The sequence below is a fragment of the Pantoea sp. SJZ147 genome (assembly GCF_007828605.1).
GTDB classification, from domain to species: Bacteria; Pseudomonadota; Gammaproteobacteria; order Enterobacterales; family Enterobacteriaceae; genus Pantoea; species Pantoea allii.
The window spans coordinates 28,096-54,871 of record NZ_VIVB01000014.1 but is presented as its reverse complement, the minus strand read 5'-3'; the positions used below and the strand labels follow the sequence as shown (position 1 = coordinate 54,871).

Below are 26,776 nucleotides of genomic sequence, written 5' to 3'. Positions count from 1 at the left end.
CCGTGGCTTGAGCGAATGGATATTATGTCAGCCGATCAACGGTAAACGTCATCGATGAATTCAACGCCCTTCTCATCCAGCGTTTTCTTCACCCACGCGCGATTTGCCGTGCCGTTTTTAGCCGCCTCGACTTTGCTGGCGTCAAATTTTGCATAGGCTTGTGCTTTTTCAAGCAGAGCTTCCGCATCACGCAGGGGAACAACAATCACGCCATCTGCGTCGCCAACAATAAGATCGCCAGGACATACGGCAACGCCGCCAACGGCAATCGGCGTATTAACCTCACCCGGACCTTCTTTAAACGGACCTGCCGGATTTGACCCCGTGGCAAACAGAGGAAAGTCCAATACCGATAAGGCATCAATATCGCGGATGGGGCCATCCAGCACGATACCGGCGATCTTCTTGCAGTAATGGGCGTAAGCCACCATGATTTCGCCCATCAGCGCGCGGGAACGGTCGCCTTCGTTGGAGACCACGATGACGTCATTTTCCGTGGCCATATCCAGTGCGGCATGAAGCATCAGGTTGTCGCCAGCCCGCGCTTTAACCGTAATGGCATAACCCGCCATCACCGGTTTCTGTGGTGAAGATATGCGCTGAATACCGTTACCCAGTACGGCGATACGATTCATGGTGTCAGCAATATTCGCGGCGGGCAGTTGCGCGTACGCGTTAAGTAAATCAGGGTTACCTTCGGGGCGTTTTAAATAAATACGGTTGCCAATAGTCATCTTATTCTCCAAAGCCGGGAACGGGCCAGGTGGGTTTTTTACCCGACAAAACCTCATCGATACCGATTGCGGTATGCAGTGAAGCTCTGTCTGTGGCTTCTTTCGTGGCGGCGCCAATATGTGGGCCAATAACGACATTACTGAGTGAGAAAATCGGATCGTTCGGATCGAATGGCTCTTTCTTTAAGACGTCCAGGCCGGCACCAGCGATAAGATGGCTAGCGAGCGCGTGATACAGCGCTTTTTCATCAACGAGCTTGCCGCGGGCGGTATTAATGAAGTAAGACGTTGGCTTCATCATCGCAAATTGCTTTTCGCCGACGAAATCCAGAGTTTCCGCGGTGGTAGGGCAATGCAGAGAGACAAAATCGCTTTCCTGGAAAATACGATCAAAATCGTCGGTACGCTCGACACCTTCTGGCATCTCCGCCTGGGTTTTGTAAGGATCGTAAGCAATGACTTTCATGTTAAAACCGTGCAACGCTTTGAGCGCGACGCGTGAGCCGATATTACCGACGCCAATTAAGCCAAGCGTTTTACCGTCCAGTTCGACCTTTGGCGTACGTAATTTAGCCCAGTAGTAATCCTCCAGCATCTTCTCTTCGACCAGCCTGAAGTTACGCGAGCAGTGCAGCATGTAGAAAATAGCCAGTTCCGCAACGGACATGCTGTTAGCAATGGGCGCATTCAGCACCACAACACCGTGACGTTTGGCGGATTCAAGATCGACGGTGTCATATCCGGCACCGTGTCTGGCCACGACCTTGAGTTTCTTAGCCGCCTCGAATACGCGATCGGACATTTTTGAAAGACGCACAATAATGCCGTCACAGTCAGGAATATCTCGAATGATGTCTTCCTCTTCCATTCCTGAACCCGTAATCAGTTCATAGCCTCGACTTTCTAAATAGGCGCGCCCTTCCGCCATAATTTCCTGAGGGAGCAAAATCTTATACGTCATTTAATGATCTCCTGTGTTGAACTCAGCATATCTTTTGCAGAGGACGTGCCAGGATAAAAAGAGATTGAGTTAAATCACTCAAGTGATTGATTTAGATGAAAATAAAAAAACAACAGCACCATCAGCTAACAATTTTAAAGTGATTAGCCTCACGAAAATAAAAATGGCATTTCAAAAAGAAAAGGCATTTCTTTAAAAATTTTCATTTTTAAATTGGCGTTGTGAATCAGTTAACACGCAATTGGAGATCATGAATTCAGTCACAGAGAGAGGAATAAACATAAATAATAAAACCAAAAATAAAACTCAATAAATAAAAAAAAAAGTGAAAATTATCTTAATTTAAAAGAAACATGATTAACGCTTTTTCTAAAGCACGTAACGAATCGGAAGTAAATTATTAACCATTATCACTGCAATCCATTTTCCAGCTTGTGATGACGGTCAGCACCTCAGCACCTCAGCACCTCAGCACCTCAGCACCTCAGCACCTCAGCACCTCAGCACCTCAGCACCTCAGCACCTCAGCACCTCAGCAAAATGATAAGGGGAAACAACAGAGCGCAATTCGCTGATATATTTTTTACTGGCAACTAATGATGCGTTTATGTCCATTGCCAAATTTATTAATATTTATTTTAAAAAATTAATATTGAATACCGACTTCAATCTTCGTTCATTTCAACATAAAATCCACCATTCAATAATACCAACCTAACAACCCAACCTACCATGAAGTCATTAACTTACATATGGAGCAGGAAATTAACCCTTCCATTCATCATTCAAAACAATTAAAAAACACCGCAAAGTAAAACCAACCACCCAACCAAAATAAAGTCATAAAAAATCATATTAAAAAAACAACAAAGACATTAAAAAACAAACCAACCAAGAACAATAATTAAAAAACACAATGATAACATACAGCTCCAATCATATAGATCCAGATCATATAAAGACAAATAAGTCACACACACAGGAAACTTATTATTGAATTCGTACCGCATTGTCATTTAAAAGTAGTGAGCCATTTAAGCGCGCCTCATTCATCAATGGCTCAGGTAAATACAAAAGATAAATAAAAGGACTTCTCACATGAAACTTAAATTAGTTGCAGTGGCAGTAACTACATTGTTAGCAGCAGGTACAACAAATGCTGCTGAAGTTTATAACAAAGATGGAAACAAACTTGATCTATACGGCAAAGTACAGGGCTTACATTATTTCTCAGATGACAAAGGTGAAGATGGTGATCAGTCCTATGCTCGTCTGGGCATTAAAGGCGAGACGCAGATTACCGATCAACTGACTGGGTTTGGTCAGTGGGAATACAATATGCAGGCTAATAAAACGGAAAGTGACAACGATCAGTCATGGACCCGCCTGGGCTTTGCAGGTCTGAAATACGGTGACTATGGCTCGTTTAACTATGGCCGTAATTACGGTGTGGTTTACGATGTGACCTCATGGACCGATGTGTTACCTGAGTTTGGCGGCGACACTTACGGTTCTGATAACTTTATGCAGCAGCGTGCCAACGGCCTGGCGACCTACCGTAACACCGACTTCTTCGGTCAGGTTGACGGCCTGAACTTTGCCTTGCAGTATCAGGGCAGAAACGGGGGCAATAGCGGAGAAGGCGCCACCAATAACGGGCGTAATGCTCAGAAGCAAAATGGTGATGGCTACGGTGCGGCTGTAACCTATACCTTCTGGGACGGTATCAGCGCAGGTCTGGCCTATTCTCACTCCAAACGTACTCTGGACCAAAATGGTATGGCACTGGGTGAAGGTGATAATGCCGAAACCTATACCGGCGGTTTGAAATATGATGCCAATAATATTTACCTGGCAGCGCAGTTCACTCAGACCTATAACGCCACCCGCATCGGTGATGGTGCCATCGGTTTCGCTAACAAAGCGCAAAATTTCGAAATGGTCGCGCAGTACCAGTTCGACTTTGGCCTGCGTCCAACCCTTGCTTACCTGCAGTCCAAAGGCAAGGATATTGAAGGCAATTTTGGCGACCAGGATCTGGTGAAATACGTGGGCGTGGGCGCGGCCTATTACTTCAACAAAAACATGTCAGCGATTGTCGATTATAAAATCAACCTGCTGGATGACAATGACTTCACCAAAGCAGCCGGTATCTCAACGGATGATATCGTTGCTGTAGGTCTGGTTTATCAGTTCTGATAAGACCTTACTCGTACAAAGCCAGCTCCTGTGGGCTGGCTTTTTTGTCATGAACGCACGCCGCCAATCGTGGTAATCCATATCACCACAGCCCACCGGACAAGCCGCGCCGTATAGCATGAGGCTCTCGAACGGTTTTTTATACTTTTATGGCAGGCCTGGCTGCGATGCAGACGGAAAGGACGCGACAGCATACCGGGTTCAGGCTTGCCATCACGTCCGTTTTTCAAGGACTGTTAAGACCTTTTACGCGCCAACTTCTCTGTGACTTTCATAACGGAAAAGTAGAACAGCGGTACAAAGAATATTGCCAGCAGCGTGCCGCTGATCATGCCGCCAAACACGCCGCTGCCAATCGCCTGCTGCGTTCTGGCACTGGCCCCGCTAGCCAGCATCAATGGCATCACGCCTAACGTGAAGGCAAGTGATGTCATCAGGATAGGTCGTAAACGCATACGCGAAGCTTCCAGCGTTGCCTCAACCAGCCCTTTTCCCCCTTCGTGCATCTGTTTAGCAAATTCGACAATCAGAATGGCATTTTTTGCGGACAGTCCAATGATAGTGATCATGCCGACTTTGAAGAAAACATCATTCTGCATATTCATCAGGCTGACGGCAATGACCGCGCCCAGCAGCCCAAGCGGCACAACCAGCATAACGGAGACCGGGACTGACCAGCTTTCATAAAGGGCTGCCAGCACCAGGAACACCACCAGCATGGACAGCACCATCAGCATCGGCGCTTCGGAAGCCGATTGCTGCTCCTGCAACGAGCCACCGGTCCACTCAATCGCGAATCCTTCAGGCAGCTGTTTAGCCAGGCGACTCATCTCGTTAAGCGCATCGCCGCTTGAATATCCCTGTGCGGGATTGCCGTTTATCTTTATAGACTGATAGCCCTGATAGCGGACTAACTGCAATGGTGCTGTTTCCCAGTCGGCATGAACGAATTCAGAGAGCTGAACCATCCCGCCCGTCGCATTACGGACATACAATCCGAGTATATCGTCGAGCTGCATACGATATTTCGCGTCGGCCTGAATGATGACCTGCTGCATACGATCGCTGTTTGGGAAATCATTAACGTAAAGTGACCCCATCGCACCGGACAGCGTCTGGCTGATTTCGTCAAAAGAAACCCCCATGGCAAAGGCCTTTTGCCGATCGATATTAAGCCTGATCATCTGCCCATCGGGTAAACCGTCAACGTACACATCCCGCACCACATGGCTTTTCGCCGCCAGGGCCAGTAGCTGCTCTTCCGCCTGTTTCAGCGCTGCATAGCCTTTACCAGCGTGATCCTGCAGGCGAAGGGTAAAACCCGATGAATTACCCAGTCCGTCAATGGCCGGCGGGATCAGGTTGAAGGTATCCGCGTCGGGATTAGCCGACATCACTTTCTGAGCACGTTCGGCTTCGGAAAAGGCAGTGGCCCCCTGCCGTTCGCCCCAGTCTTTTAACGTCGTGAAGGCCATGGCGGAGTTGGGGCCGGACCCCGCAAAGCTGAAACCCATAATCGCGATGCTTGACTGGATAGCGGGGCTTGAAAGCACCTGCTGTTCGAACGCTTTAACCACTTTTAGCGTGCGCTCACTCGTAGCGTCTGACGGTAGCTGAATAGAGGTCATAAAGAATCCCTGGTCCTCTTCCGGCAGAAACGAAGAAGGCAGGTTTTTCATCGCAAGGACAAGCAGCAGACACAGGGCCAGATAAACCCCCAGTGCGCCGCCCACCCGTTTTAATAAGCGGCTTACGCCGCGTCCATAAAGGTGAGTCATGGCGGCAAACTTATTGTTAAACCAGCCAAAAAAGCCTTTTTTCTGATGGGCATGCTTATCAGTGGATTTTAACAGCGTGGCGCACAGCGCAGGCGTCAGGCTGAGCGCCAGGAAGGCGGAGATTAAGATGGAAACCGCCATGGAAAGCGTAAACTGCCGGTAAATCGCCCCGACGGAACCGCTGGCCATCGCCATGGGAATGAAGACGGCACTCAGCACAAGGGTGATACCGATTACCGCACCGGTTATCTCTTTCATCGCCTTTTGCGTCGCTTCTTTTGGACCGAGCCCCTCTTCCGCCATGATTCGCTCGACGTTTTCAACCACCACTATCGCATCGTCAACGATAATCCCTATCGCCAGAACCATACCGAACATGGTTAACACGTTGACCGAGAAACCGGCCAGCAGCATAACGGTAAAGGTGCCCAGCAGGGCGATGGGCGCAACGATGGCAGGGATAAAGGTATAGCGAACGTTCTGTAGGAACAGGTACATCACCAGGAAGACCAGAATCATGGCTTCTATAAAGGTATGAATCACCTTCTCGATAGAGATCTTCACAAACGGCGTGGTATCAAAAGGAATGCTGTAAGCCATGCCCTCTGGCATTGCCTGCCTCAGCTCGTTCAGGCGGAGTTTGATCCGCTCTGCGGTTTTTACCGCATTTGCACCGGACGAAAGCTGGATAGCCGCGGCGGTCGAAACATGTCCGTTTTCACGGCTGGCAAAACTGTACGTTTGTGAGCCGAGTTCCACTCGCGCCACATCGCTCAGCACCACGCGTGAGCCATCCGGATTTGCGCGCAGCGTGATATTCGCGAACGCCTGCGGTGAACCAAGCTGTCCTTTAACCAGTAATGGATAGCTAACCTGCTGACCGGCAACCGCTGGCGAGTCGCCGGTACGTCCGGGCGCAATCTGGGTATTTTCGGTAGTAATGGCCCGACTGACATCGCTGATGGTCAGGCGATACTGGCTAAGCCTTACCGGGTCCACCCAGATTCGCATCGCTTTCTCTGCACCAAACAGCTGAACGCGACCGACGCCCTCAACCCGACGAAGCTCTTCGGAAATATTACGCGAAAAATAATCGCTGAGATCGGCCTCGGTAAGTTTGCCATCTTTCGACGTCAGTCCGACGATCATTAAAAAGTTAGCGCCTGAGGCTTCAACGCTCAGTCCATTCTGCCGCACGACCTGTGGCAGCCGTGACTCAATCACTTTGATGCGGTTTTGCACGTCCACCTGGGCCAGTTCCGGATCGGTGCCTGGCGCAAAAGTCACCGTTATCGTCGCCATGCCACTGGTATCGCTGGACGATTCGTAATACAGCACATGCTTAACCGATGAAAGCTCGCGCTCAATCAGCGCCACTACACTGTTATTCATGCTTTCCGGCGTCGAGCCTGGATAAGAAGCGTTAATGCTGATGGTTGGCGGTGCGACCGAGGGGTAAAGTGCGACAGGCAATTTTGGAATGGAGAGCAGACCAAACAAGATAATAAAGACGGCAATTACCCAGGCAAAGATGGGTCGATTAATAAAAAACTGAGGCATGATTTACCCTGACTGAACAAAAGAAAGATGCTGGCCAAAACCCTCATCTGTTGTGCTGTTATTCACGCGCCCTCGCGTGATTTCTGATGTAAAACGTTGTCTGTCAAACCAACATCATCGTGACTGGCTTGCCTGCTGTATGCGTTCACGGCTCCCTGAGTCGGCGCAGAGCAGCCTTATATAAAAGCCGGGTTGCGCGGCCTCCCCGGCAGGCCAGTGCATGGGTAGCCACCGCCTCCCAGAGCGTTTTCTGGGCTGTACGCCCGGCAGAACGACTGAGGGGTTTCACAGGACGGTACGGCGTCGCTATGACGCTTTTCCCCTGAACGGTCATATAAGGATGTTGTGATAAAACTGTTGCGGGATTTAAACCGGTGGCGAACAGTAACAAAAATAAAACACAAAAGTTTAATTTTATTAAATTCCGGGGCGTCATCACACATACTCTCTAATAATGCGCATTGTCCCGGAGTGTAATCCGTTAACAATGACCTATTATGTAAAATTTATGGAGAGAGTATGGATGCGTAAAAGTTAAAAAAATTTATTCATAAATTAATATATTAGATAGACAACCTAAAAGCGCAGGACGTAATATACGCCAAAATTCATTCATTAAACAGATTAATACAGCACAGGACAAAAATAACCCTCCTGTCTATTTCACCGGGAAAAATCTGATATGAAAATAGCCGAATCCGAAAGGTTAATCATCAGAAAATTTATGGAACAGGATGCGGCGGGCCTGTTTGCGTATTTATCCGATCCTTATCCAGCCTGTTTTTTGGATGAGAAGCTGGAGGATTTTGCCGCCGCCGTGCAGGAAGCAAAAAACAGAAGCCGCGACGCGACGCAGTTTGCCCTGTGTCTGAAACAGACGGATGCCTTAATTGGCCATTTTTTTGCCTCTAACGACGACGAACCTGACGCGAAGACAATGAGCGTGGGATGGTATCTTAATCCTGAATATCACGGTCATGGCTTTGCTCAGGAAGCCGCAACCTGCCTGTTTAATTACTTATTCAAGGTGAAAAATGTGAGGCGCATTTACGCCTACGTTGCGGATTATAACGACGGCTCGCAAAAGTTATGCCAGCGTCTGGGAATGCGGCTGGAGGGCTGTTTCAAAGAGCATGTGTCATTTACTGATGATGACGGCATAACCCTTTATGAAAACACGCTGATTTTCGCCATCTTGCAGAAAGAGTGGTGCGGACGCTGATAGCGTCCCCCGTCGCCGCATCACCGCGCGACCCGGTCACCTCGCGGTGTGCGAATGGCAGGCAGGTCGTTTTATTCTGCTTCCCGGCCCGGTGCTTTTGCTGGTCTGCCTGTACTGACAGGCGTAATGTTCCTGATGCAAGGGCGAGCTTAATGTCTGACTGTGCTGCCCTCATCATCCGCAACAGGTTTTATTCATTTTGAGGGCGTTATGAGTAACGATAATCTAATCCTGGTGGCAGAGGATGACTTTGAAATTTCTGATATCTTAATCAGTTACATCAAACGCGCCGGAATGAAAGCCGTACATGCGGCAGATGGCGAAAACGCTCTGGCCTTAATCAAAAGCTTACAGCCTGACCTGGTGCTGCTGGACATTCAACTGCCGTTAATCGATGGCTGGAACGTGCTTTCCACCTTGCGTAAAGAGAGCAACACGCCGGTGATTATGGTTACCGCGCTGGATCAGGATATCGATAAACTGATGGGGCTTCGCCTGGGTGCCGATGACTATATTGTTAAGCCCTTTAACCCGTCGGAAGTGGTCGCCCGCATCGAAGCCGTTCTGCGCAGAGCCAAAACGCAGGCCCCACCACAAACCCTGATAAGAACCCGCTTTATGACCATCAATCCCGATGAGTTCTCTGTTGAGATCCATAGCGATGGACAGACGTTTACGCCCGTTCTGACGACCACAGAATTTAAGCTGCTAACGCACATGGCAAAATATCCCCGTAAAGTCTTTAGCCGCGAAGAGTTGCTTAATGCCTGCCTGCCCGAAAGCGATACGCTCGACAGAACGGTAGACAGCCATATGAGCAAGTTACGTAAAAAATTTGAAAGCTGTGGCTTATCCGGCGTGCCAGAAAGTATTCGTGGGATAGGCTATCGACTGGGTGAACAGAAGTGAATAAAGACAAAGCGCTCAGTCGGCAAATCCTCCTGTTTATGCTGTCTCTGACATTTACCATTATTATCGTGGCCGTGGTGGGCTCCTACCTGTTTTACAGCTTTATCATCGATAATTTCCCCGGCGGTTTATCCGCCAGCAACAGTGAAAGCATGACGGTCTTTGACTGGGTCTGGATAGCGATCAGCTCTGTAATCAGCTTCCTGATTGCCTTACTTTTTGCTTTTAAGCTCTCCGCCAAAATACTTAATCCACTCAGCTCCGTTGCCACCAGTTTACGCCGCATTTCTCAGGGGGATTTAAGTGCCCGCGCCGCTAACAGTCAGAGCCGCCTTGGTGAGGTCAATATTCTGGTCAGAGACTTTAACGAAATGGCAGAAAAGTTGCAGACGCTGGATAACGAACGCAAGTCCTGGAATGCCGCGATTGCCCATGAACTCAGAACGCCCGTCACGATTTTACGCGGCAGGCTACAGGGGCTGGTAGAAGAGGTATTTGAGCCCGATCCGCAGCTGTTTAAAAGTCTTTTGCGGCAGACAGAGGGATTATCCCGGCTTATCGACGATTTACGCGTCGTGGGGGCGGCAGAAGGCGGTTCTTTTATGCTGGATGTTAAACCCGTCGCCTTTAACGACGTGCTGGAGAACGTTAGCGCCTCGTTTTGCCATCAGTTTAGCGAGCAGGGATTTAACCTGATCATTGAGCAAAATACTGCCGTTACGCAATGTGATCCGCTGCGGATTATTCAGTGCCTGACCATCTTATTTGATAACGCACTTAATTACGCCACGCCGGGCGTCATCCGGGTGCGCAGCGGACACCGGGACAACACGTTTTTTATTGAGGTGGAAGATGCTGGCCCCGGCGTGCCCGAGGATTTCCAGCGTCATATGTTTGAGCCATTTCAACGCGGCACGGCGGGTCGGGCGATAAACCCAGCGGGATGTGGGCTGGGTTTATCGGTCGCGAAGGCGATTATGCAGGCCCACGGTGGCGACATCAGTTATCAGACCTCCTCTCAGGGCGGTTCACTGTTTTTACTGCGCTGGCCCGTTGCCCTTTAGCGTAGATCCACCGCTGGGCTGGAAGGAAAGCGGTGGGTTTTATGGTACGCCTGCTGCTGCCACATCGCGCCGAGCTTAGCATCCCATTCCTGAGGCAGGATTTTGAGCTTGCCGCGCTGGGGCGTTAAGGTTATTTCGCTGAAATACAGGCTGTCGTCTTTGAGCATTATATCCACTCTGCAGTAGTCAATGTCTTTTGCCAGCGCCTGGGCAGCAGAGAGTGCGCGATAGAACAGCGCAGGTTCCGGTATCGAAGCAGGATGGTTGGGATACTCAATCTGGAATGGCTGCAGTTCCCATTTTCTGTTGTAGACATTCACATATTCCCTGCCCTGCTCATCGGTGAAGTCGGCTTCAATAAAACTCGCACAACCCGCAAAGCAGTGGATACGCAACATTTCAGGCGTCGTGCCTCTGTCCCGCCCCTCGAACAGCTCAATATATTCTTCACAAAGAAGGGTTGGCACGATGTCTTTGTATTGCCATTCTCGTGTGCAGTAATACATATTTTTCTTCATGGCAAAATCCAGCGTTAATAACGCGGCTTGCGTATTGAACGTACCTTTATCTTTGCAAATTATCGTGCTGCCACTGTCGTGGTTACACTTAATAACGAAGCTATTTGGCAAGGTGTTAAAATCAATATCTCTGGTGTTTTTATAGGTATTAATTAACGGCGCGATCATCAGTTCATCGGTTCGACTGAGCACATATTCACGCACGGCGAGTTTATCTGCCAGCCGCGTATAAAGCGGGTTCCTGTCATAAATCAGTCGATAGCACATTTTTTCATTCAGCGTGACAGGATGAATCAGATTCGGCTCTCTGTTTAGCAACGTGCGCAGTCGTTGCGTATGAAAACGTGTGTCATTGATGAGGAAATACCTCGCGACTTTGAGGTTATATTCCACATATTTAGCGATGTAGTTCAGCGTATTCATTTCATCCTCCACGAAAGTGGCAGGATGATAAGCAGAATAGATTGCTGGAGTTTGTGTGGATGATGGAGCAGAGATGGAGCAGACGGGCCCTGCCGATAGCGTTGCGGACGTTGCCCAGGCAGCAGCCGGGTCATTTGGCGCTGTACGCACCTGCGGCCGGGTCAACCCGCGCCCCGGAACGCCCTGCCGTCGCGTTTATCACGTTTCATATGGTTAATATTATTTTATCTATCATAAGGTTAATCATCACCACCTTCACTTCTGCGGATTATTTACGCCCCTGTTTTAGCTCAATGTTATTTATTTCTATAGCCACTGGTCAGGTTACGTCTTTTTAATCACTCAAGTTATTTTTATACATTTCGGCAAAAAGATAACCCATTTAATAATGATTTCTATTTACATTTTATGTCTGATAAAATTCGCCGCGCCAGAATGTTAAAAGCACGCAGTCTCATTTTATTGATGGACAAAACAAATGAAAAAAATGCTTAGCCTGTTGAGTTTTATTTTCCTGACGACGAGTTCCGCCTGGGCAACCACTTATCCTCTGACGATTGAAAACTGTGGTCAGAAAGAAACCTTTACTAAGGCCCCCGAACGCGTGGTGGCGCTTGGGCAGAATACCGCTGAGATTCTGCTGTTGCTGGGGCTACAGGATAAAATGGTTGCCAGCGCATTCTGGCCGACCAAAGTCTTACCCCAGTTAGCGGAACAAAACGCCAAAGTGCCGGTACTGACGGTGGAGATCCCCACGCTGGAGTCCATCCTGGCGAAGAATCCCGACTTTGTTGCCGCACAGATTCAGTTGCTGATGGGGCCTAACAGCAAGGTCGCCAAACGTGAAGACTTTGAGTCAGTGGGGATGAATACCTATCTGTCTCCGGGCATGTGTGCCACCAAACAGAACACCGGCGACATTTACGGTAGCCGTGCCACGCTGTGGAATATGTCCTACGTTTATGAAGAGATTGCCGATTTTGCCAAAATCTTTAACGTAGAAGATCGCGGCCAGCAGGTGATCAACGACTTCAAAGCCCGCGAAAGCGCCCTGAGAAAAGCCTTCCCGAAAGGCAAGAAAGATCTCTCCTTCGTGTTTTGGTTCTCCAGTTCCTCGCCGTCTGCCGATGCTTACGTGGGCGGTAAAAACGGCGCATCGGGTTTTATTGCCAATGTGTTAGGCGGTCATAACGCGATTACCACGGAAACCGAGTGGCCCACCGTAAGCTGGGAAAGCATTATTGCCACCAATCCGGATGTCATCGTGGTCACCAGCCTTGACCGTAACCGCTGGAAACTGGATAACGCCGAAGAAAAGATCAAGTTCCTGAAAAGCGACCCGGCGGTCAGCCAGCTGGATGCCGTGAAGAAAGGCCATATTGTGGTGATGGACGGTCAGGCGATGAACCCGACGATCCGGACAATTTATGGTGCAGAACAGGTTGGCGAACAGTTACGTAAGATGGGCCTGAATTAATGCGTGAAGAGGTTGTGCTGGTGCGACGCAATGTGAGCTTTATTGCTATCGCGCTCATCGCCATCGTCGTGCTGTTTGTCGTTATCGCGCTGGGCGTCAGCGTGGGCGAACTGTCGATACCGTTGAAATCGGTGATGTACACCGTGACCAATAAACTGGGTATGACGGATGTGCCCGTTAATCGCATTCATGAAAGCGTTATCTGGGATTTCCGTTTAAGCCGGGCATTGGTTGCGGCGCTGAGCGGTGCGGGCCTGGCCATTTGCGGCGCCGTCCTGCAGAGCCTGTTGAAAAATGCGCTGGCCGAACCCTATGTACTGGGCGTTTCGGCTGGCGCATCAACAGGTGCGGTGTTGATCGTGGTATCGGGCGTCGGGGCCGGCGCCATCTCTCTGTCTCTGGGTGCCTTTACCGGTGCCTTTGCCGCTTTTGCGTTTGTTGCTCTGCTGACCAACGGCGCGCGCGGCGGAACAGAACGTACCATTCTGGCCGGTGTGGCGGCATCGCAGCTCTTTAATGCCATTACCGCTTACACTATCAGTACCTCGGCTAACGCCCAACAGGCGCGTGACGTGATGTTCTGGCTGCTGGGCAGCTTTAGTGGCGTGCGCTGGCCTGAGTTTCAGTTGGTTCTGGTGATTGTGCTGATCGGCTTAGCGGTCTGCCTGTACTACTCCCGCGCGCTGGATGCCTTTACCTTTGGTGACGACGCAGCGGCCTCGCTGGGTATTCCGGTCGGCGTGGTCCGTCTGGTGCTGTTCACCGCGACCGCCCTGATGACCGCGACGATTGTCAGCATGGCAGGCTCGATCGGCTTTGTCGGTTTGGTCGTTCCCCATGTGATGCGCTTCTTTTTTGGGCCGCTGCACAGCCGGTTGCTGGTGGCCTGTGCCATTGCGGGCGCAATTCTGATGGTGCTGGCGGATATCGCATCACGTATGTTGATTGCGCCACAAAGCCTGCCGGTTGGCGTAGTCACCGCGCTGGTCGGCGTGCCTTTCTTTGCAATTATTATTTATCGCTCCAGGACGCAATAATGAGCATCAGCGCGCAAAACCTTACCTGGAAGGTAGGGAAAAAAATTATCGTTAACGATGTCTCCCTGGCGGTGTCACCGGGCGAAACCGTGGGTTTGCTGGGGCCGAACGGCTCCGGTAAGTCGTCACTGTTGCGCCTGCTGGCTGGCCTGCGTAAACAACATAAAGGCAAGGTACTGCTGGACGGCAAAGATCTGTCATCCATTGCCAGAAAGCAACTTGCCCGTCGCGTTGCCTTTGTGGAGCAACATGCGTTAACCAGCGCCAATATGACCGTACGTGACGTGGTGAAACTGGGTCGAATCCCGCATCATTCGCCTTTTTCCAGTTGGACACATCAGGACGACGAGATAGTCGAAGCCGCACTGAAGCGCGTGGATATGTGCTCACGCTGCGATCAGGGCTGGCAAAGTCTTTCCGGCGGGGAGCGGCAGCGCGTGCATATCGCCAGAGCGTTAGCGCAGGCACCCAATGAAATTCTGCTTGATGAACCCACTAACCACCTGGATATTCACCATCAACTCCAGTTGATGAAGCTGATCAGCGAACTTCCGGTTACCAGTATTGTTGCCATCCACGATCTGAATCATGCGGCACTCTTCTGTGACCGGCTGATTGTGATGCTGGAGGGGGAACTGATTGCCCAGGGATCGCCAGATGAGATCCTGACCGAATCCCTGCTGTGGGAGGTGTTCAAGGTCAGAGCTAAAATTGAGCCATCGCCAGTACATGGCAAGAAGCATATTCATTACTATGCCTGACGCCGCGCTGCGTTTTTAAATCTGTGTCACCGTTACCGCCGCGCCTCCAGGCTTATGGGCGCCGGTTCTGCCAGTCAGCCAGTTTGTCTTTGCTATCGGCTTCTATGCGCGGGTGCCCTTTCTGGCGCTCTTTCTGCGCAATGATATGCGCCTGTCGGGCAGCCTGAGTGGATTGCTCCTGGGGCTGCGCACCTTCGCGCAACAGGAAATGTTTCAGGTCGGGGGCGCTGCGCTGACCGAGAATGTCATGATGGGCAACCCGCTAAATGCTGTGCTGACGCCGTCTCCAGAAGCCACCCCGGCAGGGTTACAACTGGCAAGTTTTCCTTTTCTGAGTGCTGTCGCCCTGCTGATTATTTGTCGCCCATTAAAGAATAAAAGGCAGGCCAAATCGCACCGCGTATTTTATAAGAACAGAGATAAGATGTATTAATTATTAAAGGATGAACCATTTGCAGGATTTACGTCCTGGCTCTTTTTTTAATAAGCCACTGTTTTCCAGCTTCAGTAACCAGTTTCTCGCGGCATAAATAGACATATCACATTCATCCGCAACGTCCCGGGTCACAATGCCTTCAGCCTGACGTTTAATCAGGCACATCATCACGTCTTTCATTTTGGGTTTTCTTTCCGTTTCCTGAAGCTGATTCCATTTCGCCTCACACTGAATTTTATATGCTAAATTTTTCATCGCTGGCTCCGTATAAAGGTCAAAACCTGACTTCATTGAAGAAATTAAACGCCCGGATAAGATCGCCTGTCTGTAACAGCAACAAACCTCACTGACGGCAATCTTACCGACGGCTTAATTTAACAATGACGCCAAAGGACAACCACAAACACTCAAACGAGACCAATATTAGATACAAAATTCTAATTTTATAAATAAATGCAAAACTATCATCTAAAAAAGACGACATGAAGCTCGCGCAAGGCGCACCAGAAAAGCAAAAAAAGCGCGCACTCAGGCGAACGTGCCGCATTTTATGCAGCCCGCTATAACGTGCACGTTGGGTAAATCAGTTAGCGTGTATGGCAGACAATGAGCGGTAAAACGCGCGTGCCAATTAATACCGCATCATCCATATCGGTTATTTTGGTGATATAGAGGTAAGAAAAATCAGTATTCAGGACGTTAGCAGGCACATTATCCCGCAGGCCCCGGTGGACGGTGAAATGATTGAGTTTATAGAGAAACTGGATATAGGGAGAATACTGGAACTCCGCATTACGTCTTAATACGTAATCTTTACCGTTTTTATGCACGGTGCCATCAACAGAGACCATTGCCTCGCCTGAATAACGTAGCGTCAGCACAAAGCTGGCATCCAGATGAAAGTCGGTCGTCGCATCGCGCTGTTGTAAATTGGCCGCACAGGTAAATTCAAACATTTCACTGTGCGATTTAACGTAGTAATAGCTGACATAAACCAGCAAGCCCACCAAGACAGTTATCAGACCCAGCAACGAGGCAAGGCGTTTTTTACGGATTGTCATTGTCCGGCCTCCATCCCAGCTCTGTATAATTTGAGCATGCTATTTTTTTGTTCTCTGTTCTGACGCAGTAAGAGACATACATGTTGCCAGGGTGTCCGGCCATAACATTCCTGTCGGCATAAAACATATACCGACCGCCCTTCTGACAGGCCATCTGGCTACTCGCAATTATTTTGCGCCACACCGCTTCAGTCGGAAACGTCGATTCTCCAGGGTGAACCGGGAGATAAAACACATCACAGCCGTTAAGTTGGCCGACGCTGATGGGCGTCATCGTCTTTTCTCTTATGAGCTGCGGGAGCAGAAATCCAGCCCCCACCAGCACCAGGATGCCGAAAAACACCCAGTAACGACGCGCGCTGCGGCGTGTAACCGGTAAGGAGGCGGGAGGAATGTCCTCCGGGGAAGACTCAGGCTGGATTTCCGTTTTTTGGATACGGATAACCGGATTAAAAACGAACCCCACTTTGTAGACGGTGGTGATCGCCTCCTGATCGATGCCAAGAGAGGACAACCCACGCCGTATTGCTGAAACGTAAGCATTCAGGCTGTTAGAAGACGGCGTTGCGCCCGTTTCTTGCCAGAAGTTATCCAGAATCTGTTCCCGGGACAGCACGACGCCGGAGCTTTTCAGAAACATTTCCAGTAAATGGTTGCAGGCCGGCGATAACGGCACGCTGGTTTCGCTGGAATCCACCAGACACAGCAAACTCTGAGCCGGTATATACCGAACCAACTCATCAATCACATACTCTGTCTGTTGCATTCTGTCCTCCGGCAACAAACAGCGTGGATAACCCATAAAAAACACATACGTGGCAACGAACCTTTATCTGCTCAGGGAAAGACGCGCAATTATTCGCTGTAGAGCACCATGCCCGAACGATAAATGCGTATTCAGATACAGCAGCCTTATCGTCGTGAAGACCAACACGGAATGTTAACGACCCACGCCCGCTGTGGTGGACGCGGTATAGCAGATATCGGCTTACCTGAAGATTCCCCGACGCTGGGGCGGTGAATTTTTTGCAAATTGTATCAGAGAAATCCGACGGGAGAGAGGGAATGACTAACGGCTGGTTTACATTTATGGCATCGCTTTTGATAAATTGATCCATAACAACGTGTGCAATGCAGAAAAACGTGGGGATTTTGCGGGAAGACAGGTGGATGCCTGGGCAAAGCGTTGCTGACATCCACCTGCGGTTGATTAGGTTATGGGTTTACCGCTCGCTGGGGGATTAATACCAGCGCCCGAAACGTTTGATATAAAACATTTTCATGCCCTGCGCCACCAGGCAGTAGCTCAACAACGTCAGCACCAGCCAGGGGAAATAGTGCCATGGCAGCGGCACTAACCCGACCATAGCGCCAGGCGAAGAGAATGGCAGCAGAATCCCGGCGGCGGAAATCCCCACGGTGGTCAACAGCACGGGTAACCGGGCACAGCTCTGAATAAACGGGATTTTCTGCGTGCGTAGCATGTGCACCACCAGCGTCTGTGACAGTAAGCCTTCAACAAACCAGCCGGACTGGAACAGCGACTGTGCACCCGCATGATTCGCGCCAAACACATACCACATCAGCGCAAAGGTCGTGACATCGAAAATGGAAGACGTTGGCCCCATCCACAGCATAAAGCGTTTGATGTTACCGGCATCCCATTTGCGGGGTTTACGCAGAAACTCGCGGTCCATTTTATCCCAGGGCAGCGCCAGCTGAGAGATGTCATACATCAGGTTCTGAATCAGGAGCTGAACAGACAGCATGGGCAGAAAAGGAATAAACGCACTGGCAATCAGCACGGAGAACACATTGCCAAAATTTGAACTGGCCGTCATGTTCAGGTACTTGATGATATTGCCAAAGGTTTCACGCCCTTTCAGCACGCCCTCGCCCAATACCGCTAAGTCTTTTTCCAGCAAAATAATGTCCGATGACTCTTTGGCGATATCTGTCGCGCTGTCGACCGAGATCCCGACATCCGCCTCGCGCAGTGCGGGCGCATCGTTGATCCCGTCGCCAAGAAAGCCGACGGTGTGTCCATTTTGCTGCAGCAGTTTAAGCACACGTGACTTCTGCTGAGGCGTGAGTTTGGTAAAAATCATGCAGCGTTCTACGTCCCGACGCAGTTCGTCGTCACTCATGGCGTCGATGTCGTTGCCGGTCAGCATGGCTTCTGAAGCCAGCCCGATTTCCTGACAGACACGCATTGTCACTAACGGGTTATCGCCAGTAAGCACTTTGACCTTAATCCCGCTGTCTTTCAGCGCCTGGATTGCCTTGCCCGCGCTCTCTTTTGGTGGGTCCAGAAACGTCAGCATACCTTCAAGGGTTAATTCGCACTCATCATCGCGGCACAGCGGCAGCGATATTCCCTCCTCGCGCGTAGCGACCAGCAGCACACGAAAACCCTGCTGATTGTAATGACGGGTCAGCGCTAACAACGCTGCACGCTTTTGCTCGCACAGTGGAATCGTCGCATCGCCCTGGCGCAACGAGGTCGCCGCTGCCAGCATTTCTTCTACCGCGCCTTTGCAGATCAACAACGGACGATGGTTATGCAGATCTTCCACCACTACCGATACACGACGGCGGACAAAGTCAAATGGCAGCTCGTCGACTTTCTGAAACTGACTGCACGCGGCTTTAGACAGGCTTTGCTCGCCAAATTTCAGTACCGCGCGATCCATTAAATTTTTTGCCCCACTCTGGCTGCTGCTGTTAAGCCATGCCAGCAGCAAGACTCGCGCATCTTCTTCGCCGTTGCCGTTAAGGTGCGCCGACAGCAAAATATTGTCCTGTGTCAGCGTGCCGGTTTTATCGGTACAGAGCACATCCATTGCTCCCAGGTTCTGAATGGCGTTCAGGCGTTTAACAATGACCTTGCGGCGTGACATGGCAATGGCGCCTTTTGCCAGATTGGCACTGACAATCATGGGCAGCATTTCCGGCGTCAGGCCCACCGCGACGGCCAGCGCAAACAGCGTGGCATCCATCCAGTCACCTTTGGTGAAGCCATTAAGCAGTAAGACGATCGGCACCATCACCAGCATAAAACGGATGAGGAGCCTGGAAACGCTGTTCACACCGCGGTCAAATGACGTTTGCGGCCGGCGACCAGACAATGAGGCCGCCAGCGAACCAAACCAGGTTTCACTGCCGGTGGCGACGACCAGCGCTCTGGCCGTGCCGCTGGCAACATTGGTCCCCATCAGGCAGCTGTTTTTGAGTTCAAGTACGCTGCGACCGGGTTGCTCTTCGATCTCCACGCCAGCGCTGAGATCGTTTTTTTCCACAGGCAAGGATTCACCGGTCAGGATCGCCTGACTGATAAACAGATCGCGTGAGGTCAGCAGGCGTACGTCAGCCGGCACCAGATCCCCCGCGCTCAGTAAAATGACATCGCCTGGCACCAGTTCGCGCATATCAATATCGTAGCGACGGGAGATGGCACAGCCCTCTTCCCGACGCAGCACGGTGACCTGAGTGCGCACCAGGGATTTCAGTGCCTGGGCCGCGCGATTGGTGCGAAACTCCTGCCAGAAACGCAACAGCCCGCTGAGCGTCACCATGGTCAGAATAATTATCACGCCGGAAAGATCGGTTTCCTCACCGGCACGTAACGGCAGCCAGTAATCCGTTATCCCGCTCACCAGTGCCAGCACCATCAGCACATAAATAAACGGATTATTGAATGCCGTAATCAACTGGATAAACGCAGAAGGCGCTTTCTCGTGCACGACTTCATTCCGGCCATAGTCGCCGAGTCGCGCTTTGGCTTCTGCGTGCGTCAGTCCTTCATAGCTGCTGTGCAGATTGCTGAGCGTCACATCGGTGCGATGGCGTGCTTCGCGCTCGATGGCATAAGGTGTTTTTGATTTTTTTACTGAACGTTGCGCGTTATAAACCCTTGCGGCTTGTTCGATTTTCATGTCGCTCATGTCGACATCTCCCTGATTTAAAGCAACAGATATCCTGCATGCGTAATAATGCATGCCCGGTTTTCCGGTGATGACCGGTTTATTTAAGGCGTCCGCCTTTCAGGACAGATGAATAATTCCCGCCGCGCAGCCGTAATATCAGGCCGCCATAGGTCGGACCTTGCGAAATAAACGCAAAGCAAAGGAAGACGAAAAGTGAAAGGGTGCGCAGCCCGCAGCTACGCCTGTCGAGGCGGAGGAAAAAGTGCCAGAATATACATCAACATAGCGTGCTCTCGCGGTGACTACAGCGTTTATTTTAAGGAGAGCAATCGAAACCTACAGAGGGGATTGCTGCCCGCCATGTGGCAAGCAGCGAAATGCAGTTAGCTTGCCGGAGTTAAATCGTATTTAGGGTGACTGTCCAATGTATGACTCCTGCAACTATTTTGACGTAGTATAAACGCCGCACCCGGCGGGTAAAGAAAAATAGCCGTTTAACCGGCGTTTCGTTTATTAACCGTTTCTGTTACACCCTGCGATTTTCATTTCGTCTTATAACCGTCCTGCATTGGTTATAACTTTTTTGCATATCATTAGCCCATAATGGACTATTCTTTGCATGAGCCCTTTCGTACACTCGCGTTACTTTCTCAGGCAAGGATTTTCCATGAAAAAAATAATTCCATCACTACTGGCCTTGTCACTGGCCACCGCCTTTAGCGTAAACGCTGCCACACCGAAAGACACGCTGGTCGTGGTTCAGTCGACCGACGATGCCGACAGCTTCGATCCGGCTAAAGGATTTGAACTCACCAGCGTACAGGCTTTTACCAACATTTATCAGCGCCTCGTTCAGTCCGATCCGCAAAATCCGACCGACTTAAAACCGACGCTGGCAACCTCCTGGCAGCCAGGCAGTGACAACCGCAGCCTGACGTTTGCGTTACGTAAAGGCGCGACGTTTTCCAGCGGCAACCCGCTGCGTCCGGAAGATGTGATCTTCTCGCTGGGCCGTGTTGTGAAACTGAATCTTGATCCCTCCTTTATTCTTACCCAGCTTGGCTGGAACAAAGATAACGTGGATGGCTTCCTTAAAAAGGTCGATGACGACCATGTGCAAATCAGCTGGACTGCCGACGTCAGCCCGGCCTACGTACTGAGCCTGCTCTCCGCCCCGGTCTCCTCCATTGTGGATGAAAAGACCGTGACGGCACATGCCACCAAAGGCGATTTTGGCAACGGCTGGCTGGCGACCAACTCCGCCGGGAGCGGCCCGTACCAGATCCGCAAGGTAGTCATGCACCAGGCCGTTATCCTGACCGCCAACCCGACGTCGCCGGCGGGTGCGCCAAAGATCAAAAATATTCTGATTAAGAACGTGCCGGAACCGGCTGCCCGCCGTTTACTGCTTGAGCAGGGTGATGCGGACATTGCCCGTAATCTGGGCGCAGACCAGATCGCCTCGCTCAAAGGCAAAAGCGGCGTGACCACCGAAGCCTTTCCGATGGCCTCGCTGTATTACATCCAGTTCAACGTAGGCAACAAAAACAATGCCGCGCTTAAAAACCCCGCCTTCTGGGAAGCAGCACGTTACCTGTTCGACTATAAAGGCATTGCCGGTCAGTTGCTGAAAGGACAGTTCGATGTTCACCAGACATTTCTGCCGAAAGGTTTTCTCGGTGCGCTAAACGATACGCCTTACAGTTACGATCCTGAAAAAGCGAAAGCGATTCTGAAAAAAGCGGGTCTGACCAACGTCAGCTTCACCCTGTCCACCAGCAATCAGCCCCCTTACCTCGACATCGCGCAGGCCCTGCAGGGCAGCTTTGCCAAGGGCGGCGTGAAAGTCGACGTGTTACCGGGGCTCAGTTCTGAAGTCTCGACGCGCGTAAAAGCGCATAACTACGAAGGCACGCTGAATGCCTGGGGCGCGGACTACTTTGATCCCAATACCAACGCCGCGTCCTTTGCCTATAACCCGGAAGATGGCAGCAAGACGATTGCTTACCGTTCCGACTGGCATATTCCGGAGCTGAACAAGCAGGTCCTGGCGGCGACCGCCGAGAGCGATCCGAAAAAACGCATTGCGCTCTACCAGGCCATGCAGCGTGAAGTGCTGAAAAGCTCTCCTTATGTGATTGGCCTGCAGGCGAAAAACCTTATCGCCCTGCGCGACAATCTTAAGGGCTACGTTCAGGGCATCAACCCGGACATGGTTTACTATTCGCAGGTTACGAAGTAATGGCACACTCTGCCTCTTCTGCCGGGTCCTCCCGGCATATTTGGCGGCGCGTTGGCCGCCTTTCATCAGGCTTACTGTCGCTGGTGATCACCCTGCTGGGGTTACTGGCGTTCACCTTTATGCTGTCGCATCTGTCCCCTATCGATCCGGTACAGCAGATAGCAGGCGATCATGCCAGCGAAGCGACCTATGCGCAGGTGCGTCACGACCTTGGGCTGGATCAACCGGTACTGATGCAGTTCTGGCACTACGTCGAGCACCTGTTGCGCGGCGACCTTGGGGTTTCCCGTCTGACCAACCAGCCGGTCAGCAGCGACCTGCTCCAGACGTTTCCGGCAACCATTGAGCTGGCCACCTGCGCGATGATTTTTGCCGTGGTGTTTGGCGTCTTGCTGGCACTGCTGGCCGCCTGGAAACCCGGCAGCGTGATTGATAACGTCGCCCGTTTTATCTCCCTGCTGGGTTACTCCGTGCCGGTCTTCTGGCTGGGCCTGCTGGGCCTGTTGCTGTTTTATGCGGTGCTGCACTGGTCTGCCGGGCCGGGGCGACTGGATGATATCTGGGCCTATACGCTGGAGCCGAAAACCGGCTTCGTGCTGATTGACAGCTGGCTGTCAGGTGACCGGGAGATATTCTGGAACGCCGTCGCGCACTTATGGTTACCGGTAGTGATCCTGGGTCTGCTTGCGATGGCAGGCATTACACGGTTGCTGCGCGCCGCGCTGCTGGAAGAGAGCAGCAAAGAGTATGTGGTGCTGGCGCGTGCTAAAGGCGCGGGCCGGGTGCGTATTCTGCTGCGTCATATCTTCCCTAACGTGCTTGGCACGTTGATTACCGTGATTGCCCTCTCTTACGCCACGCTACTGGAAGGCTCGGTCCTGACGGAAACCGTGTTTGCCTGGCCCGGCGTGGGACGCTACATGACCAATGCGCTTTTCTCTGGCGATGTGCCGGCGATTTTAGGTGCCACCTTACTGATCGGCGGCTGCTTTATCCTGATTAACGCGCTGGCGGATGCCCTTACCTGGTTAACCGACCCGAGAACACGATGACGCAACAACTCACTGAACTTGAAACGGTGCGACCACGCCGCAGTCGCCGCCGGATTACCTCGTTAACCATTGGGTTAACGCTGGTGGCTATTGTCATTCTGATGGCACTGCTGGCTCCGCTGATCGCGCCGTACGATCCGAATCTGCAAACCATCTCCAGCCGGTTGCTGCCGCCTTCGGCTGCACACTGGTTTGGTACCGACGGTTTTGGCCGCGACCTGCTGTCCCGGGTGATTTATGGCGCGCGTCCTACGCTGCTGCTGGTCTCGTTAATTCTGATCCTGACCATTCCGGTCGGCTTACTGGTGGGGATTACCGCCGGTTATGTGGGCGGCTGGACCGAGCGCGTGTTAATGCGCATTACCGATATTTTTCTGTCGCTGCCCAATCTGGTGATTGCGCTGGCGCTGGTCGCGATAATGGGGCCGGGACTGATGAATGGCGCGCTGGCACTGGCACTGACCAGTTGGCCGCCGTTTGCCCGTCAGGCGCGAGCCGAAACGCTGTCCCTGCGGCGCAGTGACTATCTGGCCGCCGCCCGTATGCAGGGAATTACCGGTTTTCGCCTGATGTTCGGCCATATTCTGCCACTGTGCCTGCCCACGGCGGTGGTGCGGGCCGCCCTCAGCCTGGGCGGGATTATCCTGGCCGCAGCCGGACTGGGCTTCCTGGGCATGGGCGTGCAACCGCCTACCGCCGAGTGGGGTTCCATGGTGGCAGAAGGCAGTAAGGTGATTTTTGACCAGTGGTGGGTGGCTGCCGCACCCGGCGCGGCCATTCTGTTTGCCAGCCTGGCCTTTAATCTGACAGGCGATGGCCTGCGTGACCGACTGGATACCCGACATGCAAAATAACATTCTTGTAGAGTCGCTGAGCATCCGCAGCGACGACGCGACGCTGGTGGATAATATCAGCTTCGCCATCGGACGTGAGCGCGTGGCGCTGGTCGGTGAGTCCGGTTCGGGCAAATCACTCACTGCGCGCACCTTGATGGGATTACTGTCGCCATCGCTGCATCTGCACGCCAGCCAGCTGCAGGTCGCCGGTGAAAATGCCCTGACCCTGAATGAACGTAGCTGGAGTAAGCTTCGTGGCGATCGGGTGGCCATGGTGATGCAGGACCCCAAGTATGCGCTGAATCCGGCGCGGACGATCGGCTGGCAGGTTGAAGAACCGCTGATTCTGCACCGCCGTCTGAGCCGTGCAGAACGGAAAGAAAAAGTCTGCGATATGCTCAACGCGGTGGGTTTGCCGGACCCGCGTGCGCTGATGCAGTTTTATCCGCACCAGCTTTCAGGCGGAATGGGCCAGCGCGTGATGCTGGCGATCGCCCTGATTACCGATCCTGCCTTTTTGATTGCCGATGAGCCTACCTCCGCGCTGGATCACGCCATGCGCGATCAGGTGCTGGCGCTGATCCGCCAACTGGTTGAATCCCGTAATATGGGCCTGCTGCTGATCAGCCACGATCTGCAACAGGTGTCAGAACACTGCGAGCGCGTGATGGTGATGTACAAAGGTCGGGTGCTGGATACGCTGCCTGCTGCCGACCTGCCTCAGGCGACACATCCTTACACCCGCACGCTGTGGTCATGCCGTCCCAGTAAAGCGACACATGGACAACTGCTGCCGGTGCTGGACCGTGCAGCGCTGGAGGCCAACAACGATGATTAATCTGCATAACCTCAGCGTGTCACACAAACAGGGTTACGATCTTCGCACCGTGGTGCACGACGTGAATCTTCAGGTGAACGCCGGTGAGTGCTTTGGCCTGGTCGGCCCGTCCGGCTGTGGTAAATCGTCGCTGCTGTGGGTCATGGCGGGGCTGAATCCCCACTGGCAGGGGGAGATGCAGCTGGCGGGACATCCGGTGCTGCCGGGCAACACCTTTACCGGTGCGCTGCGTCAGGAAGTGCAGATGGTGTTTCAGGACCCTTACGCGTCCCTGCATCCTCGCCACCGCCTGCGCCGCACGCTGGCTGAGCCGCTAAAACTGCTGAAGCGGGATAACATTGCGGATCGTATTCATGACGGATTTCGCCATGTGGGTCTGGACCCGGCATTAGCCGATCGTTATCCTCATCAGCTGTCCGGCGGCCAGCGTCAGCGCGTGGCGATTGTTCGCGCCCTGCTACTGCAACCCAAAATACTGCTGCTGGATGAGCCGACGTCAGCACTGGATATGTCAATACAGGCTGAAATCCTCAATCTGCTTAACGATCTTAAGCGTCAGGATGGCCTGACCATGGTTCTGGTCAGCCACGATCCCGATGTGATTGACCATATGTGTGACCGTGCCGTACGCATGGCGCAGGGGCGGATCGTTGAGCACATTGCCGCCTCAGCCTAACGTAAGGAAAAACGATGACCATCAGACTCCGCCCGCTGGAAAGAGAAGATCTGCACTTTGTGCACCAGTTAGATAACAACGCCAGCGTCATGCGCTACTGGTTCGAAGAGCCCTATGAGGCGTTTGTTGAGCTGTCAGATCTTTACGACAAGCACATTCACGATCAGACCGAACGGCGTTTTGTCGTCGAGCATGAGGGGCAAAAAGCGGGAATGGTGGAATTGGTGGAGATCAACCATGTCCACCGCCGCGCCGAGTTTCAGATCATCATCGATCCGACACATCAGGGCAAAGGCCTGGCGACGCAGGCCGCCCGGCTGGCGATGGATTATGGTTTCTCGGTACTGAACCTGTATAAGCTCTACCTGATTGTCGATCAGGAAAACGAGAAAGCGATCCACATCTACAGCAAACTCGGTTTTGAGATTGAAGGCGTGTTAAAACACGAATTCTTCATCAATGGCGAGTACCGCAATACGATCCGGATGTGTATCTTCCAGCATCAGTACCTTGAACGGCATAAAACCCAGGGCAGCATGGTCAAACCCACGGCCCAGTAATCAGCCGCGCGCGCCAACCGGATTCATGTAAGGACGAGGATGCTCCGGCTCCAGGTTGTACATCCCTCCATAGAACGGATCGACCAGTAACCAGCCCGGTAAGCCAAGCAGTGGAATGTTCCCCAGCAGGTACCACAGGTTGGCGCGGGCCTCAATCGGTACCGTCACCGGCACATAGCCCGGGCTTTCCAGCATCAGCAAATAGTGCTTCTTGCCAAAGTAGCTGTGGTTGGATTTCTCCAGGATGACGGTTTTGGGCGTGTATCCTTCCGCAACCGGACGGCCGTTTTCATCCTGCACGGTAAAACGCGCGCCCGGCGGCTGCGAATCGATCAGGACCGATTGGGTTTCATTGCCAACAATGGTGGCGCAGCCGCTCAGGAGCATTGCGGCGGCGAGAGCCAAAATGTGCTGTTTCATGGAAGGGTCCGATAAAAGTCAGGAAGCACAGTGTAAACCGCCCTTCCCACCTTTTCATCTGTCTCAATCGGGCTATCATCGCCCGA

The 26,776-nt window shown here is 52.0% G+C and carries 23 protein-coding genes and 1 pseudogene; 15 read left to right on the top strand and 9 right to left on the bottom strand.

All coding sequences use genetic code 11. The features are described from left to right. Nucleotides 1-35: 35 nt before the first annotated feature. Nucleotides 36-734, bottom strand: coding sequence for an RraA family protein (locus FBY13_RS19120; protein WP_063880646.1), 699 nt, complete (start codon nucleotides 732-734; stop codon nucleotides 36-38). A 1-nt stretch (nucleotide 735) separates the two neighbouring features. Continuing rightward, nucleotides 736-1,695, bottom strand: a complete 960-nt coding sequence (locus FBY13_RS19115) for a hydroxyacid dehydrogenase (RefSeq protein WP_145394895.1) — start codon at nucleotides 1,693-1,695, stop codon at nucleotides 736-738. A 1,098-nt stretch (nucleotides 1,696-2,793) separates the two neighbouring features. Between FBY13_RS19115 and ompC the strand changes: the two genes are divergently transcribed. Beyond that, the gene (gene ompC / locus FBY13_RS19110) at nucleotides 2,794-3,894 is read left to right on the top strand and encodes a porin OmpC (RefSeq protein WP_145394894.1); all 1,101 of its coding nucleotides are present in this window, start codon (nucleotides 2,794-2,796) and stop codon (nucleotides 3,892-3,894) included. A 236-nt stretch (nucleotides 3,895-4,130) separates the two neighbouring features. Here ompC and FBY13_RS19105 read toward each other — a convergent pair whose 3' ends face one another. Beyond that, the gene (locus tag FBY13_RS19105; RefSeq protein ID WP_145394893.1) at nucleotides 4,131-7,232 is read right to left on the bottom strand and encodes an efflux RND transporter permease subunit; all 3,102 of its coding nucleotides are present in this window, start codon (nucleotides 7,230-7,232) and stop codon (nucleotides 4,131-4,133) included. A 682-nt stretch (nucleotides 7,233-7,914) separates the two neighbouring features. Between FBY13_RS19105 and FBY13_RS19095 the strand changes: the two genes are divergently transcribed. The 3 genes from FBY13_RS19095 (at nucleotide 7,915) to FBY13_RS19085 (ending at nucleotide 10,427) form a co-directional block, all read left to right on the top strand. Continuing rightward, on the top strand, nucleotides 7,915-8,454 hold the full coding sequence (locus tag FBY13_RS19095; protein WP_096012755.1) for a GNAT family N-acetyltransferase: 540 nt from the start codon (nucleotides 7,915-7,917) through the stop codon (nucleotides 8,452-8,454). A 210-nt stretch (nucleotides 8,455-8,664) separates the two neighbouring features. Continuing rightward, complete coding sequence (locus FBY13_RS19090; RefSeq protein WP_145394892.1) at nucleotides 8,665-9,363, top strand: response regulator; 699 nt, start codon at nucleotides 8,665-8,667, stop codon at nucleotides 9,361-9,363. Beyond that, entirely contained in the window at nucleotides 9,360-10,427 is a 1,068-nt protein-coding gene (locus FBY13_RS19085; RefSeq protein WP_063880660.1) for an ATP-binding protein, read from the top strand. The genes FBY13_RS19090 and FBY13_RS19085 overlap by 4 nt, the downstream gene beginning before the upstream one ends. On the opposite strand, the gene FBY13_RS19080 is transcribed toward FBY13_RS19085, so the two are convergent. Then, entirely contained in the window at nucleotides 10,424-11,368 is a 945-nt protein-coding gene (locus FBY13_RS19080; protein WP_145394891.1) for an ATP-grasp fold amidoligase family protein, read from the bottom strand. The two genes, FBY13_RS19085 and FBY13_RS19080, sit on opposite strands and share 4 nt — an antisense overlap. A 478-nt stretch (nucleotides 11,369-11,846) precedes the next feature. Between FBY13_RS19080 and FBY13_RS19075 the strand changes: the two genes are divergently transcribed. The 4 genes and pseudogenes from FBY13_RS19075 to FBY13_RS19060 all read left to right on the top strand — a co-directional run. After that, nucleotides 11,847-12,845: an ABC transporter substrate-binding protein gene (locus tag FBY13_RS19075; RefSeq protein WP_109717466.1), complete on the top strand. Its 999-nt coding sequence runs from the start codon at nucleotides 11,847-11,849 to the stop codon at nucleotides 12,843-12,845. Further along, nucleotides 12,845-13,882 (top strand): iron ABC transporter permease, encoded by a 1,038-nt coding sequence (locus tag FBY13_RS19070; RefSeq protein WP_063880664.1) that lies wholly within the window; start codon nucleotides 12,845-12,847, stop codon nucleotides 13,880-13,882. The genes FBY13_RS19075 and FBY13_RS19070 overlap by 1 nt, the downstream gene beginning before the upstream one ends. Continuing rightward, nucleotides 13,882-14,643 carry an ABC transporter ATP-binding protein gene (locus FBY13_RS19065; RefSeq protein WP_145394890.1) on the top strand — a complete coding sequence of 254 codons (762 nt, stop codon included), beginning with the start codon at nucleotides 13,882-13,884 and terminating at the stop codon, nucleotides 14,641-14,643. Before FBY13_RS19070 ends, FBY13_RS19065 begins: the two co-directional genes overlap by 1 nt. Nucleotides 14,644-14,710: 67 nt before the next feature. After that, nucleotides 14,711-14,869: pseudogene (locus FBY13_RS19060) on the top strand (MFS transporter); the annotation flags it as partial. 210 nt (nucleotides 14,870-15,079) lie between these two features. Here the strand turns inward: FBY13_RS19060 and FBY13_RS19055 are convergent. The 3 genes from FBY13_RS19055 to FBY13_RS19045 all read right to left on the bottom strand — a co-directional run bounded on the left by FBY13_RS19055 (nucleotide 15,080) and on the right by FBY13_RS19045 (nucleotide 16,906). Next, complete coding sequence (locus FBY13_RS19055; RefSeq protein ID WP_063881235.1) at nucleotides 15,080-15,334, bottom strand: FaeA/PapI family transcriptional regulator; 255 nt, start codon at nucleotides 15,332-15,334, stop codon at nucleotides 15,080-15,082. 332 nt (nucleotides 15,335-15,666) lie between these two features. Then, complete coding sequence (locus FBY13_RS19050; protein WP_096012750.1) at nucleotides 15,667-16,140, bottom strand: hypothetical protein; 474 nt, start codon at nucleotides 16,138-16,140, stop codon at nucleotides 15,667-15,669. After that, nucleotides 16,127-16,906 carry a helix-turn-helix domain-containing protein gene (locus tag FBY13_RS19045; RefSeq protein ID WP_145394889.1) on the bottom strand — a complete coding sequence of 260 codons (780 nt, stop codon included), beginning with the start codon at nucleotides 16,904-16,906 and terminating at the stop codon, nucleotides 16,127-16,129. The genes FBY13_RS19050 and FBY13_RS19045 overlap by 14 nt, the downstream gene beginning before the upstream one ends. A 123-nt stretch (nucleotides 16,907-17,029) precedes the next feature. On the opposite strand from FBY13_RS19045, the gene FBY13_RS23780 reads away from it, so the two are divergent. Then, on the top strand, nucleotides 17,030-17,161 hold the full coding sequence (locus FBY13_RS23780) for a hypothetical protein (RefSeq protein WP_255474508.1): 132 nt from the start codon (nucleotides 17,030-17,032) through the stop codon (nucleotides 17,159-17,161). 220 nt (nucleotides 17,162-17,381) lie between these two features. Here the strand turns inward: FBY13_RS23780 and mgtA are convergent, their stop codons facing one another. After that, nucleotides 17,382-20,084 carry a magnesium-translocating P-type ATPase gene (mgtA, locus tag FBY13_RS19040; RefSeq protein WP_096012748.1) on the bottom strand — a complete coding sequence of 901 codons (2,703 nt, stop codon included), beginning with the start codon at nucleotides 20,082-20,084 and terminating at the stop codon, nucleotides 17,382-17,384. A gap of 649 nt (nucleotides 20,085-20,733) precedes the next feature. Here mgtA and FBY13_RS19035 point away from each other — a divergent pair. From FBY13_RS19035 to speG, 6 genes are read left to right on the top strand one after another with little or no spacing between them, the layout of a single operon-like run. Then, complete coding sequence (locus FBY13_RS19035) at nucleotides 20,734-22,308, top strand: ABC transporter substrate-binding protein (RefSeq protein ID WP_145394888.1); 1,575 nt, start codon at nucleotides 20,734-20,736, stop codon at nucleotides 22,306-22,308. Further along, nucleotides 22,308-23,360 carry an ABC transporter permease gene (locus tag FBY13_RS19030; protein ID WP_063880671.1) on the top strand — a complete coding sequence of 351 codons (1,053 nt, stop codon included), beginning with the start codon at nucleotides 22,308-22,310 and terminating at the stop codon, nucleotides 23,358-23,360. The genes FBY13_RS19035 and FBY13_RS19030 overlap by 1 nt, the downstream gene beginning before the upstream one ends. Further along, nucleotides 23,357-24,214, top strand: coding sequence for an ABC transporter permease (locus FBY13_RS19025; RefSeq protein ID WP_063880672.1), 858 nt, complete (start codon nucleotides 23,357-23,359; stop codon nucleotides 24,212-24,214). The genes FBY13_RS19030 and FBY13_RS19025 overlap by 4 nt, the downstream gene beginning before the upstream one ends. After that, on the top strand, nucleotides 24,204-25,034 hold the full coding sequence (locus FBY13_RS19020; protein WP_063880673.1) for an ABC transporter ATP-binding protein: 831 nt from the start codon (nucleotides 24,204-24,206) through the stop codon (nucleotides 25,032-25,034). Before FBY13_RS19025 ends, FBY13_RS19020 begins: the two co-directional genes overlap by 11 nt. Next, on the top strand, nucleotides 25,027-25,710 hold the full coding sequence (locus FBY13_RS19015) for an ABC transporter ATP-binding protein (protein WP_096012747.1): 684 nt from the start codon (nucleotides 25,027-25,029) through the stop codon (nucleotides 25,708-25,710). The genes FBY13_RS19020 and FBY13_RS19015 overlap by 8 nt, the downstream gene beginning before the upstream one ends. A 14-nt stretch (nucleotides 25,711-25,724) precedes the next feature. Beyond that, nucleotides 25,725-26,270, top strand: coding sequence for a spermidine N1-acetyltransferase (gene speG, locus FBY13_RS19010; RefSeq protein ID WP_013026855.1), 546 nt, complete (start codon nucleotides 25,725-25,727; stop codon nucleotides 26,268-26,270). Here the strand turns inward: speG and FBY13_RS19005 are convergent, their stop codons facing one another. After that, the gene (locus tag FBY13_RS19005; protein ID WP_063880675.1) at nucleotides 26,271-26,690 is read right to left on the bottom strand and encodes a hypothetical protein; all 420 of its coding nucleotides are present in this window, start codon (nucleotides 26,688-26,690) and stop codon (nucleotides 26,271-26,273) included. Nucleotides 26,691-26,776 lie beyond the last annotated feature (86 nt).

Coding starts and splice junctions, on each gene's coding strand:
- FBY13_RS19120 (WP_063880646.1), bottom strand. CDS start 734: ATGACTATTGGCAACCGTATTTATTTAAAACGCCCCGAAGGTAACCCT.
- FBY13_RS19115 (WP_145394895.1), bottom strand. CDS start 1,695: ATGACGTATAAGATTTTGCTCCCTCAGGAAATTATGGCGGAAGGGCGC.
- ompC (WP_145394894.1), top strand. CDS start 2,794: ATGAAACTTAAATTAGTTGCAGTGGCAGTAACTACATTGTTAGCAGCA.
- FBY13_RS19105 (WP_145394893.1), bottom strand. CDS start 7,232: ATGCCTCAGTTTTTTATTAATCGACCCATCTTTGCCTGGGTAATTGCC.
- FBY13_RS19095 (WP_096012755.1), top strand. CDS start 7,915: ATGAAAATAGCCGAATCCGAAAGGTTAATCATCAGAAAATTTATGGAA.
- FBY13_RS19090 (WP_145394892.1), top strand. CDS start 8,665: ATGAGTAACGATAATCTAATCCTGGTGGCAGAGGATGACTTTGAAATT.
- FBY13_RS19080 (WP_145394891.1), bottom strand. CDS start 11,368: ATGAATACGCTGAACTACATCGCTAAATATGTGGAATATAACCTCAAA.
- FBY13_RS19075 (WP_109717466.1), top strand. CDS start 11,847: ATGAAAAAAATGCTTAGCCTGTTGAGTTTTATTTTCCTGACGACGAGT.
- FBY13_RS19070 (WP_063880664.1), top strand. CDS start 12,845: ATGCGTGAAGAGGTTGTGCTGGTGCGACGCAATGTGAGCTTTATTGCT.
- FBY13_RS19065 (WP_145394890.1), top strand. CDS start 13,882: ATGAGCATCAGCGCGCAAAACCTTACCTGGAAGGTAGGGAAAAAAATT.
- FBY13_RS19055 (WP_063881235.1), bottom strand. CDS start 15,334: ATGAAAAATTTAGCATATAAAATTCAGTGTGAGGCGAAATGGAATCAG.
- FBY13_RS19050 (WP_096012750.1), bottom strand. CDS start 16,140: ATGACAATCCGTAAAAAACGCCTTGCCTCGTTGCTGGGTCTGATAACT.
- FBY13_RS19045 (WP_145394889.1), bottom strand. CDS start 16,906: ATGCAACAGACAGAGTATGTGATTGATGAGTTGGTTCGGTATATACCG.
- FBY13_RS23780 (WP_255474508.1), top strand. CDS start 17,030: ATGCGTATTCAGATACAGCAGCCTTATCGTCGTGAAGACCAACACGGA.
- mgtA (WP_096012748.1), bottom strand. CDS start 20,084: ATGAGCGACATGAAAATCGAACAAGCCGCAAGGGTTTATAACGCGCAA.
- FBY13_RS19035 (WP_145394888.1), top strand. CDS start 20,734: ATGAAAAAAATAATTCCATCACTACTGGCCTTGTCACTGGCCACCGCC.
- FBY13_RS19030 (WP_063880671.1), top strand. CDS start 22,308: ATGGCACACTCTGCCTCTTCTGCCGGGTCCTCCCGGCATATTTGGCGG.
- FBY13_RS19025 (WP_063880672.1), top strand. CDS start 23,357: ATGACGCAACAACTCACTGAACTTGAAACGGTGCGACCACGCCGCAGT.
- FBY13_RS19020 (WP_063880673.1), top strand. CDS start 24,204: ATGCAAAATAACATTCTTGTAGAGTCGCTGAGCATCCGCAGCGACGAC.
- FBY13_RS19015 (WP_096012747.1), top strand. CDS start 25,027: ATGATTAATCTGCATAACCTCAGCGTGTCACACAAACAGGGTTACGAT.
- speG (WP_013026855.1), top strand. CDS start 25,725: ATGACCATCAGACTCCGCCCGCTGGAAAGAGAAGATCTGCACTTTGTG.
- FBY13_RS19005 (WP_063880675.1), bottom strand. CDS start 26,690: ATGAAACAGCACATTTTGGCTCTCGCCGCCGCAATGCTCCTGAGCGGC.